At 31.7% G+C, this 17,765-nt stretch carries 8 protein-coding genes; all 8 read left to right on the top strand.

Annotated features, from left to right (window positions below):
- Positions 1 to 138 precede the first annotated feature (138 nt).
- Complete coding sequence (locus M3Z80_RS01205; RefSeq protein ID WP_293916761.1) at positions 139 to 1,695, top strand: sensor histidine kinase; 1,557 nt, start codon at positions 139 to 141, stop codon at positions 1,693 to 1,695.
- Between the two features lie 8 nt (positions 1,696 to 1,703).
- On the top strand, positions 1,704 to 2,408 hold the full coding sequence (locus M3Z80_RS01200; RefSeq protein ID WP_293916760.1) for a response regulator transcription factor: 705 nt from the start codon (positions 1,704 to 1,706) through the stop codon (positions 2,406 to 2,408).
- A 126-nt stretch (positions 2,409 to 2,534) separates the two neighbouring features.
- Positions 2,535 to 3,899: an MATE family efflux transporter gene (locus M3Z80_RS01195; RefSeq protein WP_293916759.1), complete on the top strand. Its 1,365-nt coding sequence runs from the start codon at positions 2,535 to 2,537 to the stop codon at positions 3,897 to 3,899.
- Between the two features lie 177 nt (positions 3,900 to 4,076).
- Positions 4,077 to 11,183, top strand: coding sequence for a type I polyketide synthase (locus M3Z80_RS01190; protein WP_293916758.1), 7,107 nt, complete (start codon positions 4,077 to 4,079; stop codon positions 11,181 to 11,183).
- A gap of 12 nt (positions 11,184 to 11,195) precedes the next feature.
- Complete coding sequence (locus M3Z80_RS01185; protein ID WP_293916757.1) at positions 11,196 to 15,527, top strand: type I polyketide synthase; 4,332 nt, start codon at positions 11,196 to 11,198, stop codon at positions 15,525 to 15,527.
- A complete protein-coding gene (locus M3Z80_RS01180; RefSeq protein WP_293916755.1) occupies positions 15,515 to 15,814 on the top strand; it encodes an acyl carrier protein in 300 nt (99 codons plus the stop codon). The genes M3Z80_RS01185 and M3Z80_RS01180 overlap by 13 nt, the downstream gene beginning before the upstream one ends.
- Positions 15,792 to 16,553 (top strand): alpha/beta fold hydrolase, encoded by a 762-nt coding sequence (locus M3Z80_RS01175; RefSeq protein WP_293916753.1) that lies wholly within the window; start codon positions 15,792 to 15,794, stop codon positions 16,551 to 16,553. The genes M3Z80_RS01180 and M3Z80_RS01175 overlap by 23 nt, the downstream gene beginning before the upstream one ends.
- A gap of 20 nt (positions 16,554 to 16,573) precedes the next feature.
- On the top strand, positions 16,574 to 17,761 hold the full coding sequence (locus M3Z80_RS01170) for a glycosyltransferase (protein WP_293916751.1): 1,188 nt from the start codon (positions 16,574 to 16,576) through the stop codon (positions 17,759 to 17,761).
- Positions 17,762 to 17,765: the final 4 nt, after the last annotated feature.

Below are 17,765 nucleotides of genomic sequence, written 5' to 3'. Positions count from 1 at the left end.
TTAATAGTAAAATTCATATAATATTTCAAACATATAAAATATTTTCAATGATTTAACTTTTCTTAGATAAGGCTTTAAGAATATTTAAAAATATAGAATTCTCGCAAATTGATCAACGAAAATTATTAATTTTGTAGGATGAAGGAACGTTTCATTCCTATTTTATCGGGATTAATGACCATTTCCCTTATTGTTTTTGTGGGATTGCAGATTTTTTGGTTAAAACAGGCTATTGATGCTGGAGAACAGGATTTTTCCTCTCATGTCTATAAAGCACTAAACAGCTCTTCAAAAAAAATCAATACGATTGAAATTAATAAATTTTACAAACCCTTCACAAATTTTTATCAAGATATAAATAAACAGAAAGATTCCAGCACCATACAAACAGCAATGAGTGTTATTGATTCTCAATCTGTTAAATATATCATTTACAAAAAAACGATTGTCAATAAAAAACCTCTCGTCATCCCCTTTTCAAAAAAAGATACGCTAAAGATAACCAACTTATTGACAGACGAAGGAGTCCTCAAAATAAAAAAAGATTCTTTTCAAACCAATATTAGGCCCATTGAAAGAAATATTGAAAATAGTTTTATAAGTCCTAAATTTACATTGGATGAATTTGCTAGGTTAAGTGTTAATCAGATGAGCTTAGAATCGAGAGTTAATATCCAATTAATTGATTCTGTGGTTTATCTAGAACTAAAAAAACATAACATTAATACCGAATTTAAGTGCGGAATTCTCAATAATAAGCTTAAGCTTACCAAAATCCACAGCGAAGATTTTACTTTAAATAATAACCTTACTCAAAATTATAACGTTGTATTGTTTTCAGATGGAAAAGATAACGCTCAATATTATCTTTCTGTATATTTTCCTTCAAAGCAATACTCTGTACTAAATCCTATTTTAGGAGCAATTGGAGTTACCATTGCATCTACCCTCGTAATAATAGCTATCTATATAGCTTCGATATATTATATGTCTCAGCAAAAAAAGATTTCTGAAATAAAAACAGATTTCATTAATAATATGTCGCATGAATTTAAAACCCCTATTGCAACAATCAATATAGCCACGGATGCATTAAACTCAGAAAAAGTACAGTCAGAGCCAGATAAAATGAAATTTTATACCTCGCTAATAAAGCAAGAAAATGAAAGAATGAAAAAACAGGTAGAAATGGTTTTGAGAATGTCCAAACTTGAACGTAATGCTCTTCAGCTTATAAAAAAAGAAACGGATATAGAACAAATTTTAAAAAATAGCATTAAAACGGTTCGAATTCAGGTAGAACAAAGAGGGGGCACCATAAAAGAAGACTACCAAGCTAAAAAGCATGTGGGAAATGTAGATGGTTTTCACCTTACCAATGCTTTTGTAAATATCTTAGATAACGCGAATAAATATTCGTTGGAGAAACCCGAAATATATGTTAAAACTTATAATGACAAAAATAATTATGTAGTTGAAATATCCGACAAAGGCAAAGGAATGTCTGAAAATGTAATGAAAAGGATATTTGAAAAATTTTATCGGGAAGAAACTGGAAATATACATAATGTAAAAGGTCATGGTTTAGGTTTAACTTATGTGAAAAATATTATTAAGTTACATAATGGTGGTATTAAAGTTGTAAGTAAATTACATAAAGGAACCACCTTTATAGTACGAATTCCTCTAAATTAATAAATATCATGGATAAAAAAGTAAAGCTATTATTAGTAGAAGATGATCCAAGTTTTGGTGCTGTTTTAAAAGATTACCTATCTATTCACGATTACGATGTGACTCTTTCTGTGGATGGAGAAGATGGGCTAGAAAAGTTTAAAGCAGATCATTTCGATATTTGTCTTTCTGATGTAATGATGCCGAAAAAAGATGGATTTACGTTAGCCAAAGAAATCATTGACATAAATCCTGATGTTCCAATTATCTTTTTAACTGCAAAAAATATGCGTGAAGACATTTTAACTGGATATAAGCTTGGAGCAAATGATTATATAACAAAACCTTTTGATTCAGAAGTATTACTATATAAGATAAATGCAGTTTTACAAAGAAATTCAAATTCTACCGTTAGTTCAGAAAATGAAGATAAAGAAATCTATGAGATTTCTAATTTTAAATTTAACACAAAATTGAGACAATTAGAAGTTAATGGTAAAATGCACAAACTATCACCTAAAGAAAATGAACTTTTAAAACTTTTATGTAAATATAAAAATGATCTAATGCCGAGAGAAGAAGCGCTCACTAAAATTTGGCATAATGATAATTATTTCACCTCTCGAAGTATGGATGTATATATTGCTAAAATTAGAAAATTATTAAAAGATGACGACAATGTTGAAATTGTAAATATACATGGAGAAGGATTTCGCTTATTAGTGAAAGATTAACCTTACTATTTTTGTATGAAATAAGTTTTTTATTCTTCTTATATTATGAAGAATAAATGAACTTATTTTTACAATTTTTAATTTACTAACAATTTTTATTAATATTTAGACGATCTTTTCTTACCAATGGAGACCTTTGACAACTCTCAAAACATATTAGAATTAGAAAATGAAAAACCAAGTAAACTTATTTGGAAATATGCTATTCCGGCAATAATAGGAACTGTTGTAATAGCATTATACAATATTATTGACAGTATATATATAGGCCATGGACAAAATTTGGGAGACCATGCTATAGGTGGATTAGGAATTTTATTGCCGATTATGAATTTTATTTCAGGATTAGGTATGTTGGTTGGATCGGGTGCATCTACACGCACTTCTATATTCTTAGGACAAAAGGATATAAGATCAGCGGAAATAGTAGTCGGTAATTCTGTTTTATTAGCTGTTGTCTTAACCCTATTAATGATTATAGCTATTTATATTTTTATAGATCCTATTTTATTAGCCATTGGGTCTACTCCCCAAACATTTCCATTTGCTAAAGAATTCTTGGTATACTACCTCCCTGGAAATATATTTTTAACTGTAAATTATGCTCTTAATAGCATTATGCGCGCTTCTGGATATCCTAAAAAAGCTATGTACATGATGCTCATAGGTGTCGCAGCCAATATTATATTAGCCCCAATTTTTATATTTATATTACAATGGGGTATGAAAGGAGCCGCCATCGCTACCAATTTGTCTATGGCTATAGGTCTAGGAGTAGTATGTAAGCATTTTCTTAGCTCTCAATCAATTGTATCGTTTAAAGAATGTAATTTAAAACCTGATTTTAAAATCATATGGTCAATTATTAATGTGGGTTTTGCACCCTTTTTTATGTTAATTGCAGCATCTATTGTTGTTTTATTTATTAATAACAGACTTAATGTATACGGAGGTAGTACTGCAATAGAGGCTTATACCATCGCCAATAGACTTATTATGGTATTTATAATGGTATTAGTGGGACTAACACAGGGAATGCAACCCATCATAGGATACAATTTTGGAGCTAAAAATATGAAGAGGGTTAAAGAAACTTTAAATTATAGCCTTAAAACAGGTTTAACTATCGGATGTTTAGGCTTTTTATTTGGATTTCTTTTACCTAGCCTCGTAGTTCAACCCTTTAATCCATCTCCTAATTTAGCGAAAGAGGCGGCCGTAGCTTTACAAATTATGACTATAACACTACCATTAAGTGGTATACAGATGGTTATTTCAAACTTTTTTCAATGTATCGGAAAGGCTATCATAGCTTTTATTTTAAGCATGAGCAGACAATTTTTAATATTAGTTCCATCTTTATTTATTTTACCAAATTACCTAAAATTAAATGGTGTGTGGTGTTCTATACCTTTATCCGACTTCTTATCAACACTCTTAGCTGTAATCATATTTTATTGGCAACTTCGACAAGTTAAAATTTTAAATTAAACTATTTATTAACGATATGTTAAAATTAGTTTTTTTTTTATTTATATTTGCATTTCAATTTCATTACTATTAAACAATTAAATATGTTTAATTAATAATATATGATCATAGATTATCTTACAATAGAAAAAAAGCATCGATAAGTTAAATATTTACTAAATACAATTTTTTTAAGCCATGCAAGAAAAAAAAGCGTTATTTGTTCTTTCTCCTTTTGAATTACCTGACGTTGATTTAGCCTTAAAAACTATTAATACCGGGGCCTTTCCAATCCTACATTTGGGAAGAGATAAAAACAGAGCTATTCAAAGTTTAAATGAGCTCTCTGAAAAAACAAAAGAATCATTTGGAGTATGTTTCGTCTCGGAAAATATGACAGACATCTCACTTCCGGAAAATGTTACCAAAGTATTTATTCCCTTTAATTTTAAAATTTCCGTTAAAAAAAATGTGGAAATTTTTTACCAGATTCATTCTCTAGATGAGGCAGAAGAAGCCATCAAAATGGGTGCGGAATCTATCATATTAAAAGGGAATGAAGGCGCAGGAAAAGTGGCTTATGAATCTTCATATGTTCTTTTACAAGGAATAAAAAATAAGCACAAAAAATTAAAAACTAAAATTTACATACAAGGAGGAATGGGTATTCATACCTCAGCTGCCGCCTTAGCAATGGGAGCGCAAGGTATTATACTTGATAGTCAAATCGCTCTTTTTCCAGAATGTAGCATTTCTAAAGAATTAAAAAATATTTTTAATAAATTAAGCGGAAGTGAAACTGTTATTATTGACAATTTTAGAATTCTACTTAGAAAAAATTCTCCTGAACTACCTATACAACCTAAATTTGAAGATATTCTACCATTTTTAGGCGGTCTTGATCTTTCTCAAAATATACTTCCAATGGGACAAGATATCTGTCTATCTGTAGATTTTGTAGAACGTTATAAAAAACTTGAAAATTTAATTATAGCTATTCAAGAAGCTGCTTACGGACATTTACTACAAGCTAAAAATTTAAATATTATTGGAGAGCACAGTCCCCTTGCTCAGGAATTGGGAACCCGATTTCCAATTGCACAAGGACCAATGGCTAGGGTTAGTGATGTACCTGAATTTGCAAATGAAATTGCTAAAGAAGGAGGTGTTCCATTCATAGCAATGAGTCTTATGGTAGGACAAGCAGCTAAAGATGCTGTAGAAAAAACTCATACCCTACTTAAAGATAAAGCTTGGGGTGTTGGTATACTAGGATTTGCTCCCGCACAATTGCGAGATGAGCAAATGAAATACATTTTAGAAAATAAGCCTCCTTTTATTATTATTGCAGGCGGTAGACCTTCCTTAGCCAAACCTTATGAAAAAGAAGGAATTAAAGCTTTTTTACATGTACCTTCAGTAGCTCTATTGGATATGTTCCTAAAAGAAGGTGCCAGAAAATTTATATTTGAAGGAAGAGAAAGTGGTGGGCACGTTGGCCCATTGCCTAGTATGGTACTTTGGGAGAAGCAAATCTACCGTTTATTAAAAGACGATCAGCCTTCAACCTTGAATATTTTCTTTGCTGGAGGAATTCATGATGCATTTTCTTCTGCCTTTATTTCAATCATGTCTGCTTCATTAGCAGCAAAAGGAGCTAAAATAGGTATTTTAATGGGTACCTCTTACCTATTTACCAAGGAAGCTGTAAAAACAGGCGCTATCTCTGAAGAATATCAAAAACAATCTGTAGCTCATGATAAAACAGTTTTATTAGAAGCTGCTCCAGGACAAGAAACCAGAGCTTTACCTACTCCTTTCACTAAGCTCTTCGATCAAGAAAAACAACGTTTATTTGCTGAAGGCTTAGATTCCAAAGAAGTTTGGCTGAAATTGGAAGAAATGAATTTAGGGCGTCAAAGAATCGCTGCAAAAGGTATTGAAAGACAAGGAAAAGAGCTCGTAAAACTAACAAGTGACGAACAATTAGATAAAGGAGTGTTTATGATAGGCCAGGTAGGTGCTCTAAGGAGCAAATCTCTCTCTATAAAAGAACTCCATAAAGAAGTGGCTATTGAAAATAATAAAGTCATTTCTCAATTGAATAATCTTGTAGAACCTGCCCGGGAGTCAAGCAACTCCAAACTTGCAATAGTAGGAATGGCAGGTATTTTCCCACAAGCAAGAACTTTAGAAGAATATTGGAAAAATATACTATCAGGAAAAGATTGTATAACTGAAGTTCCTGATGATAGATGGAATAAAGAATTATTCTATAATCCGGACACAAGAGATACAGATTTCGTATCTTCAAAATGGGGCGGATTTATACCTACCATAGACTTTGATCCATTAGAATTCGGCATCCCGCCACAGTCATTAGCTTCTATAGAGCCTGTACAATTATTAAGCCTTTTAGTAGCAAAGAGAGCCTTAGAAGATGCCGGATATGACATGAAGACTTTCGATGGAGAGAATACATCTGTAATAATTGGAGCTGAAGGTGCTACAGAACTAGCATCTAGCTATGGTTTTAGAGGTTACGCTAAACAAGTTTTCGGAGATCTTCCCGAAGAATTAAAAAGTATGCTTCCTAAATTAAATGAAGACTCATTTCCTGGAGTTTTATCTAACGTTGTAGCAGGAAGAATTACTAATCGTCTTAATTTAGGAGGAACTAATTATACTGTAGATGCAGCTTGTGGTGCTTCTTTAGCAGCCGTAGATATAGGTTGCCAAGAATTACAGAATAAAAGAACCGATATTGCAGTTATTGGAGGTGCTGACTTACACAATGGACTGAATGACTTTTTAATGTTTTCAGCTACCCATGCCCTTTCAAAAAAAGGAAAATGTGCCTCTTTTGATGCTAATTCCGATGGAATTGCGCTAGGAGAAGGTATAGGAATGATTGTAGTAAAAAGGTTGGAAGATGCAGAAAGAGATGGTGATAGAATATATGCTGTAATCAGAGGAAGCGGTGCCAGCAGTGATGGGAAAAGTTTAGGTATGACCGCTCCAAATAAAAGAGGGCAAATGAAAGCCCTACAAAGAGCCTATAAGCATGCAGGTATTTTACCTTCTGAGGTAGAATTAATTGAGGCTCACGGAACCGGAACTGTAGTTGGAGATAAAACTGAATTAAGTGCATTAACCGAAATGTTTTTAGAGTCCGGGGCATTAGTAGGACAAACTCACTTAGGCTCCGTAAAAACACAAATCGGACATACAAAATGTGCCGCAGGAATGGCTGGATTAATTAAAACAGCCTTATCAACCTATTACGGTATTCAACCCCCAACTATTAATTTAACGAATCCAAATTCTTTTTATAATAAAGATAGTAGTCCATTTAAATTTAACACCAAAGCAGGAATTTGGAGCAGTGAAAAAAGAATATCAGGAGTTAGTGCCTTTGGTTTTGGTGGAACCAATTTTCACGTAGTTTTGGAAAATTATAAGTCAGATATTCCATCTACAAGCAGCTTAACTGCATGGCCCTCTGAATTGTTCGTTTTAAAAGGAGATAATTTACGAGAAGCCAAACAAGTAGCTCAAAAAATTAAAAACTTATTACTTATAAATAGCACATTAAATATAAAAGATATTGCTTATAGTTTAGCTGTTGCTAACACTAAAGAAATTCAAGCTTCAATAGTTGCTTCGAATACTTTTGAACTAGAAAATAAAATTGATATTTTCCTTTCTGGTAAAGAAGATGCAGGAATTTATTTAAGAGCTCCTAAGGAAGGTAAAGTAGCCTTTTTGTTTTCAGGACAAGGTAGCCAAAGAATTAATATGGCCCGCGATCTTTTTGTAGCATTCCCGTCAATGAGATCTTTATTGCTTAAGAATAAAGAATATGAAAAAATATTATTCCCCCATACCGTATTCGATGAGGAAAGTAAAAAATTACAACAAGCTATAATCACAAAAACACAAAACGCACAACCTACTTTAGGTATTGTAGATTATGCTATTGCTAGCTTCTTAAGATTTTTGGGAATAGAGCCGGATATGATTGCCGGACATAGCTATGGAGAACTTCCTGCCTTAAGTTTTGCCGGCGTTTTCAAACCTGAAGAATTGGTTTCTTTAAGTAGAAAAAGAGCGAATGCGATTTTAGAAGCAGTAGGTCATGACAAAGGTAAAATGATTGCTTTAAATCTACCGGAATCTGAAATAAAATTATTACTTGAAAAAGAAAAAGAAGTATGGGCTGTAAATTTCAATTCCAATAAACAAACTATTATGGCAGGTTCCACTGCCGGCATGGATAAGTTTATGAAGAAATTAACAGATAATAAAATAACTTACAGAGAATTAGCTGTTGATTGTGCCTTTCATAGCCCATTATTAAATAAGTCTAAAGATATATACTTAAAAGAACTTAGCAAAGTTGATTTTAAATCTCCGAATTTAGCAGTTTGGTCCAATACAACTGCCGAATTATATCCTTCACAACCAGATGAAATCAAAAAACGTTTAGCTGAACATTTAATCAATCCGGTATACTTTACAAAGGAGGTTACTAGAATGTATGCTGAAGGAGCAAGAGTTTTCATTGAAACCGGTCCTGGCAAAGTATTAATAAATCTTGTTCAATCTACTTTAGGTAATCAAGAAATTACGGCCATACATACTGAAGAAAAAGAAAAAGAAGGTATTAACTTCTTGCTTCATGCTTTAGCTAAATACATTGCTACGGGTAGAAATATAGATCTAGAAAAATTATTTGAAGGAAGAAAAGTATCAACTATAAATCTTGATGAACCGAAAAATTATAAAAAGAAATCAACAAATTGGTTAATCAATGGTCATTATGCAGTACCTTCTGTAGGTACCCTTCCTCCAAACGGAGCCCTTCCAATTAGTAAACCAATTAATTTAAATTATGGCGCCATTTCCGATAATCATACCATGAATAATAATCTTACTCAAGCTGACCAAGTTATCCTTGAATATTTAGGTAACATGAGATCTATGATACAAAACCAAAGAGACGTTATGTTAGGTTACTTTGGTCAAAATCCAGGAACTATCGCAGCTCCTCAGGCAAGAACAACCATACAAGTTCCAGTTCAAAATAATTCTATTGTTACCTCACAACAACAAGTCGTTGTAGCATCACAAGCAAGTACTCCTGCTCAGGTATCCGCTAAAAATACTACACCGGCTTTATCTATTGAAGTTATTAAAGACACTTTACTTGAAACAGTCAGTGAGAAAACAGGTTATCCTATTGACATGCTAGGTCTGGATATGGATTTGGAAGCAGATTTAAGCATCGATTCCATTAAAAGAATGGAAATTATCGGTGCATTAAAAGAAAAATTAAAAATAACTGCTGATTTCGAAGAATCAGAAGATGCTATTGAAAAAATGGCTTCTATAAAAACCCTTAGTGGTGTTATTGGTTGGATGGAAGAATTAGTTAAATCTGAACAATCCACATCCCAAGCAATAGTTGTTGCTACTAATATTTTGCCTGAAGCTATACCTAGTGCTAAAAAAGAAGTTTTTTCAATAGAAACTATTAAAGACGCTTTACTTAATACCGTTAGTGAAAAAACAGGCTATCCCATTGATATGCTAGGATTAGATTTAGATTTAGAAGCAGATTTAAGTATTGATTCTATTAAAAGAATGGAAATCATAGGTGCATTACGTGAAAAATTAAATATCACCTCTGATTTTGAAGAATCAGAAGATGCTATTGAAAAAATGGCTTCCATAAAAACTCTTAATGGAGTAATTGGATGGATTGAAGATCTTGCAAATGGTGATTCTTCCGACAAATCCGATAATAAAATTGTTGCCAAACCGACCGTTAATAAAATATCCTTTGAAGCTGAAAAAGATGAGCCCCTTCTACGAACTCGTTTTGAATTAGAGAAATATTCTATAAATTCAACCGAAAAAATCACTATAGAAGGTAAAAAATTTGCCTTAACAGATGATGGTAAATCCTTAGCTAAAAACATAAAAAAAGCTCTTGAAGCTAAAGGAGCCATAGTTGATATTATTTCCGATAATAATACAAATATTTCCTCTTATGACGGTCTACTAATTTTAGCATCATCTAAAGCTACTAAACATTATACCATTAAAGACGCATTTACTTTAATAAAAAGCGCTGATATGGATCGTATTAAATGGATATATAGTTTCAGCGACCTTATGGGAGAATTAGAAGGCAAAAAGAATCGTAAAGAATTGAAAAAGATTCAAGGTTTCCCAGGATTAATAAAAAGTTTAGCTCGTGAATATTCTAAAATAAATTGTAGAGCTATTGTATCCAATACCCTTTTTACTGCTGAAGGTATATCACAAATCGTTTTAGATGAAATACAAACATCTGATATTGCTGCTGAAGTTATCTATAAAGGGACTGATCGTTTTCGTTTAAACCTAGTGCCGGAAGATATATCAGTAAATGGTAATTCTCAACTTAACTTAGAAAAAGATTCTGTAGTTTTGGTATTAGGAGGAGCACAAGGAATTACTGCTGAACTTACCAATCAATTATCTACAGAATATCCTTGTCATTATATTTTAGTAGGAAGGTCTGCTGAACCCACTGAAGAAGATAAAAAATACATTTCATTAAAAGATAAAAATGAAATTCGTAAATATCTTATCAATGAAGAGCAAATGAAAACTCCAACTGAAATTGAGAAAAAAGCACAAAAAATTGATAAAACCAACCATATCATACAAACTATTTCCAATATTGAAAAATCCGGTTCTAAAGTTACCTATGTTTCACTAGATGTAACTGATGAAAAAAGATTAAGAAGCCTTATAAAAGATACTTACAAACAATATGGAAGAATCGACGGATTCATTCATGCTGCAGGACTTTTAGTGGATAAATTATTTACACACAAAACACTTGAAGCATTTGAACAAGTATATAGCACTAAAATAAATCCACTACATGTAATATTAGATGAGCTTCAAAGCGATGTTAAATTTATTGTTTTCTTCAGTAGTATTGCTTCTGTATATGGAAATAGAGGGCAAACCGATTATGCTTCTGCAAACAGTGTATTTGATATGACAGCATGGGCAATCAAAGATAAAATAAATGCTCGGGTGCTAACTATCAATTGGGGACCATGGAAAGGAGCAGGAATGGTATCAAGTGCATTAGAAAACGAATTTAATAAAAGAGGGGTTGCTTTAATTCCTTTAAAGCAAGGTGCTAGAGAATTCGTAAATGAATTGAAGTATGGTAATGATAACCAAGTTTTAATTATGGGGGGAAGTGATCACGGTGTAAAACAATTTTTCGGAATCTGAGTATAGCACACTATGAAAGATACAGATATTGCAATTGTAGGAATGTCTTGTTTCCTACCAGGAGCAACTAATATCAATGATTTCTGGAGCAATCTTGTGCATGGAACCAATTCTATAACAAACGTTCCCGAAGAAAAAATTGATTCAACCTACTTCAAAAATAATTCAAATAAAATAGATTATATTTACTGTAATAAAGGAGGATTTATTCCTCCTATTACAATAGATCCTGTTAAAATAGGAATATCTCCAGAACGGGTCAAGAGTTTAGACCCTATACAGATATTAATTATAAAATTAATATACCAAGCATTAGAAGATGCTTCTGTATTTGAGAGAAAAGTTCCTTTGAAAAAATGTTCGATTATTATTGGAAAAGAAAATTATATTAGTTCCAATGATCTGAAAAGAATCGATATTGTCCATACAAGTGAACAAATAGCTTTAGCAGTTAAAAATGTATTCCCTTCAGTTTCTGAGGAAGAAATTGAAAAAGTAAAAAATGCCTTTCAAAAAGATAAAGGTGCACAACAAAACGATTTAATTATAGAAAATACAGCCAAATCTATTGCGGGAATCGTTGCCTCACATTTTAAAACAGAAGGAAAGGCCTATACTATAGATGCTTCTGAGTTAAGTTCTATATTTGCTATAGAACAATCTATCCAGGAATTACTGAATGATGAAGTTGATATGGCAATAGCCGGAGGAATGCAATTCAGTCAAAATTCTCCCTATTGGAGTATTTTTTCAAACTCAGGTTTATTATCACATAAACAAGAAATAAAACCTTTTAGTGAAGAGGCTGATGGGTTGCTATTAAGTGAAGGTGCCGGTTTCGTTGTTCTAAAAAAATTAAGTAAAGCAATTTCCGATAATGATCGTATCTATGCTGTTATTAAAGGTGTGAGTATAACATCCGGGACGAATAATTTCGAAGAAGGACAAAAAAAAGCTATTGAAAAAGCTTGGAAAAAAGCGAAAGTAAAATCGAAAGATATAGGATATATTGAAGCCAACGGAACGGCTATTAAAGACAATGATAAAATTGAGTTGAATACTCTTTCTCAATTCTTTAAAAATCAAAAAGTATTAATTGGATCCGTAAAATCCAATATAGGACATATGATTTCCGCGGCAGGTATAGCTGCTTTAATTAAAACCGCATTATCCTTATATAATAAGAAAATCCCGCCAACTTTACATTGCGAAAAACCAGATAATATTCTTCAAAACACTCAGATCATACCTGTTACGGAAATAACTGATTGGGACGAAAAAAATATACCTTTACATGCAGGAATTAGTACATTTGGAATTGATGGAACAAGTGCCCATACCGTACTACAAGCCTATCATCATTCGAAGGAAGAAACAACCTTATTACCGGACTTTGAAACTGAGGCCGTAGCACTTTCTTCACCAACTAAAGAAGCATTATTAGAAGCCTTAGATAAAAAAAACTTTTCCATTTCAAATCCAAACGATACCTATCGATTAGTTTTATTTAATCCAACTCCTGAAAGGATTGAAAAAGCCAAAAAACTTATTTCAAAAGATAAACCTTGGAAAGGCAGACAAGATATCTGGTTTTCAAATGAACCTTTATTACAAAATAATGAAAAAATAGTATTTTTATTTCCAGGTTTTGATCTTTCTTCAAATCCGGAAGTAGATAGCCTTTCTAAACATTTCGGCTTCAAAATTCCTAAAGAAAGAATTACAGGAAACTTATTACTTGATCAAGCATTTAAGCAATTTCATGGAGGTGAAATTATAGTTGAAGCCTTAAGAAAAATAGGTGTTGTTCCCGATATGACTGCAGGACATAGCTTAGGGGAATGGTTTGCTGCCAAAGCCGGAGGTCTTGTTTCAAATGAATCTGTAGAAAATTTACTAAATTCTATGGATCCGGAAAAATATAAAATGGACGATGTATATTTCATTGCCATAGGTGCAGGAGCTGAAACAGTACAACCTATAATTGATAAAATCCCTGACCTTTATTTATCTAATGATAATTGTCCAAGTCAAGTACTATTATGTGGAACAGAACAGGCAAAAGATGAATTAATAAAAATTTTAAAAAATAAAAGTCTATTTTATCAAATTTTAGATTTCAAATCAGGGTTTCATTCTCCATTCTTAAAAAAGAAACTTTATTTATTAGAAGATCTCAATTATATAAAAATCCAGAAAAATGATATTCCTGTTTGGTCAGCTACCACATTAGACGTCTATCCTCATGATTTTGACTCATTTAGAGACTTGACTTTAAAGCATCTAACGCAGGCTGTTCTTTTTCGCGAATTAATTGAAAAATTATATAAAAAAGAAAATGCTCGGTTTTTCATACAAATTGGTAGCGGAAGTCTTATTGGATTTATAGATGATATTCTTAGAAATAAAAAGTATGCTGCAATTTCAGCAACCGCACTAAGAGTTTCTACTTTAGAACAGTTGAGAAGAGTCATCGCTTTATTATTTATTGAAGGGAGAGATTTTAACATTTCTTTAATGGGTATTAAAACCGATAAAAATTATTCTGCAAATGAGATGCATGTTTATGATAGCCAATCATTAATAAAAGACTTTCCTTTATTACAAGAATTAACTAATAAATATAAAGTTCATCATACTTCAGAATCAGAATCAATAAATTCTCTTTTTATCAAATCAAATCACCCGGTTATCCAGGCCATGAATGACTATACACAAGAGTTGATTCTGATGCAAAAGGAGTTTGCAGAAATAGTTAAAAATCAAAAACAATTTACTACTAATACAAACTTTACAACTATTAACCCTGTTCAAAGAAATGAATATATTACTCAGCAGCCAGTTGTTTCTCAAGTTGAAATTCCTGAAATAACAAAAGTGGGTAGTAATTTTGTAGAAGATCTATATATAGAGCTAAAAGATCATCCTTATATAATTGATCATTCTTTATTTAAGCAACCCAAACATTGGACTGTCATCGAAGATATATGTCCGGTTATACCTATGACCATGACTTTTGAGCTATTAATTGAGACAGCCCATAAACAAAATTTAAATAAAAAGGTTTTACGTTTAGGGCCAGTCAGTGTATTCCAATGGATGAAAGTATTTAAGCCATTTCATCACACTATTGAAGGAACTTGGAAGACAGAAAATCTGATTTCGTTAAAAATTAAAAATTTTGCCAATGGTGAGGTTACTTTAGGAGACGCTTATCCGAATTTAGATCCTGTTTATCTTAAAGATATTGATTGGGGAGAGAACGAAGTTATTCCTCCTTCTCCTGAAATAATTTATAAAGATAATATGTTTCACGGTCCCGGATATCAGGGTATTTTAGAAGTCACAAACATTTCTAAAAAAGGATTAAGAGGAATCGTAAAGAAATCTTTTGGTAAAGGATCTTTACTTGATACCATTGGTCAGCTTTATGGATTATATCTTCAACTAATGTTAAAAGATGAATCTAAAGTAAGTTTCCCAGTAAAAATAGAAGAAATTAATTTTTATCAGGACGTAGCTGATCAAGAAGGAATCTTTGAATGCATATGTCTTCAAAAGTCTTTTGAAAATAAATTGGCCGTTGCTGATATTATTATGAAGAGAGACGGTAAAGTTTGGTGTGTTATTAAAGGATGGAAGAGCCAAATCTTTGAAGGGTTTGATGATCAATTATGGAATACTAATATGAACCCTTCAGAACATATCTTAGCAAAGGAAATAGCTCCTGGAATTTATTTCTTTTATGATAAATATAAAAAAGCTGTGAATCAGGATTTCTTAATGCATATCTATTTAAATACGGAAGAAAAACGACATTACGATTCTTTAATGTTAAATAAGAAAAAAGATTTCTTAATTAGTCGTGTATGTGTTAAAGATAGTGTAAGAGATCATATTAAAAATCTTTGCGGAAAAAAATATTTCCCTATTGAATTTTCAATCCAACACGATTCAAATAACAAGCCTTCAATACATGGGGTTCCCGAAACTAAAGGATTGGAAATCTCAATCGCTCATAAAGGAAGTAATACCGTATGCATGGTATCCCATAAACCTGTAGGCATTGACCTTGAAATTATCGAAAAAAGAGACAAAAGCTTCTTAGATATAGCATTTACAGAAAAGGAATTAGACCTAATAAAATCAAAAGATATAGCAGAATGGAGCACCCGATTTTGGGTTGCCAAAGAAGCTTATGGAAAAATGTTAGGGGTGGGACTTAAAGGAAACCCTAAACAGTATGAAATAGCATCTATTGATGGTGAAAACTTAACCATTAATGATACAATAATAAAAACAAATAAACATAATAATAAATTTATAATTGGATGGACTCTATAGAAAAACAAAAAGAAGATATTTTTAAATCACTTAAAAATTTTATAGCTGAAGTTGTCGGTGAAGATGTAGCTGAAGAATTAAATATTGAGCCTGAAAGCGTATTCACAAGAGATTTAGAAATGGACAGTATTGAAATTGTTTCATTTGCTGAAAAAGTAAAAGCTGCCTATGGTGACAATATTGATTTTAACGGATGGTTATCAGGTATGGAAATGGAGCAATTAATCAATTTATCAATCAACGATGTCGTTAATTATATTGTAGATGCCAATAGTTCAAATAAATAATAGAAAAACTCATATATTAGAATTAAATCAAGAAGCTTCAGAAACCATTGTAATGGTTCACGGGATGTTTACTAATCTTTCAATATTTTATTTTAATATAGCTCCGGAACTAGCTAAAAAATACCGCGTGGTTATGTATGATTTACGTAGCCACGGCCTTAGTGGTAAAATGGATATGGGATATGATCTAGAAACTCTATCTCAAGATCTGTTAGAACTATTAGATTATTTAAATTTATCAAAAGTTGATCTGGTTGGATATAGTTTTGGAGGATTGATTTCTCTATATACAGCCATACATTACCCTGAAAAAGTAAAAAAAATAGCTATTATAGATTCTCCAATTACTGATAAAAATGGAGATACCGAAGCTATTCTAGAAAAATACGGTAATGAATTTTTAGAACACTATATGAAAAATTATAGTATTTCAACAAATATTACTCCAAATAATAAACAACTTGAAAAAAGTAAAAAATTATTTAATTTTTTACTTCATAGAACTTCGATGCCTCAGGATTTAATTAAAGATAAGGGGTTTTCTTCGCAAGAAAATATGAGTCTCATAAAAAATCAAACTTTGTTACTTTATGGAAATGAATCTGATTGTTTACCGGATGGTAAACTTTTAAAATCCTATATTCCTAATTCCACATTATTTTCAGGAACAGGTGATCATAATATACCAATTCTAAATCCGGAATGGATTAACGAAAAACTAAGTGAATTTTTTATTTAATAAATTAAATCAATTACCAGATGGCAAGATTTGCTTTTATCGTTCCTCCCCTTACGGGGCATATTAACCCAACGTTAAGCTTAGGTAATGAACTTTTAAAAAGAAATCATAAGGTTTCCTGGATTAGCTTAGATCCTAATCTTAAAGAACTATTACCGGAAAAAGGTCAAGCAATTGTACTCCCTATTGATATGGATGAAGAGGGAAAAAATAAAATTTTTGATCATGCAAGAGAGCTTCAGAAAAAAAAAGTATATGGGATTGATAGCCTTAAATTCTTATATGAAGAAGTACTTACTCCCATGAATTCATTAATGATGGGTGGAATTGAAAATGCATTAGAAGAAATTAAACCAGATGTGATTATTTCTGATCATCAAATTTTTTCCGGAGCAATTGTTTCATTTAAAAAAAATATACCTTATGCTACTTCTGTTACAGCACCTGCTTCAATTAAGGTAAATCCTTCCTTTCCTAAAATTCATGAATGGGAAGGAGAACAAGTGGTAGCTTTTCAAAATAAATATGGAATTTCCGGAAATGTTCGTCTCGATTGTTCCGAATTATTAACTTTAGTATATACATCAAGAGAATTTTTCGGCGAAGCGGATTTACCATCTCATTACAAATTTATTGGGCCTGTAATTGCTCCACGCTCTCAGAGAATTGGTTTTGATTGGTCAAAATTAGCAAAGATGGTCCAAAATCGTCCTAAAATTTTAGTAAGTATAGGAACAACTTTTGATCATACCCAGAAACAACAATTTTTTAGTAAAGTAGTTGACGCTTTAAAAGATGAAAATATTACGGTTATAGTTGTATCTGATCCTGACCTATTTGAGTTTATACCTGATAATTTTATTATCCAAAAACAGATACCTCAACTAGAAGTAATTCAGCATATGCAAGCAGTAATTTGCCACGGAGGAAACAACACAGTATGTGAAGCTCTTTCTTATGGTATTCCATTGATAGTAATTCCTATAGCCTACGATCAATCTTTTGTATCGAGCTGTGTAACTGATAGTAGTGCAGGAATCCGTTTAAATTTTAATCGTTTTAAAGCTTCTCATCTTAAAGAAGCAGTACATTCCATATTAACAAATAATTTATATAAAAATAATGCAAAGATGATTCAACGTTCATTCGAAATGGCTGGAGGAGTTAATAAAGGAGCAGATTATTTACAAACACTAGTAAAAAATTAAAATT

This window comes from Apibacter sp., assembly GCF_025291155.1.
Taxonomy (GTDB): Bacteria; Bacteroidota; Bacteroidia; order Flavobacteriales; family Weeksellaceae; genus Apibacter.
This window is presented reverse-complemented; position numbering and strand designations above follow the sequence as displayed.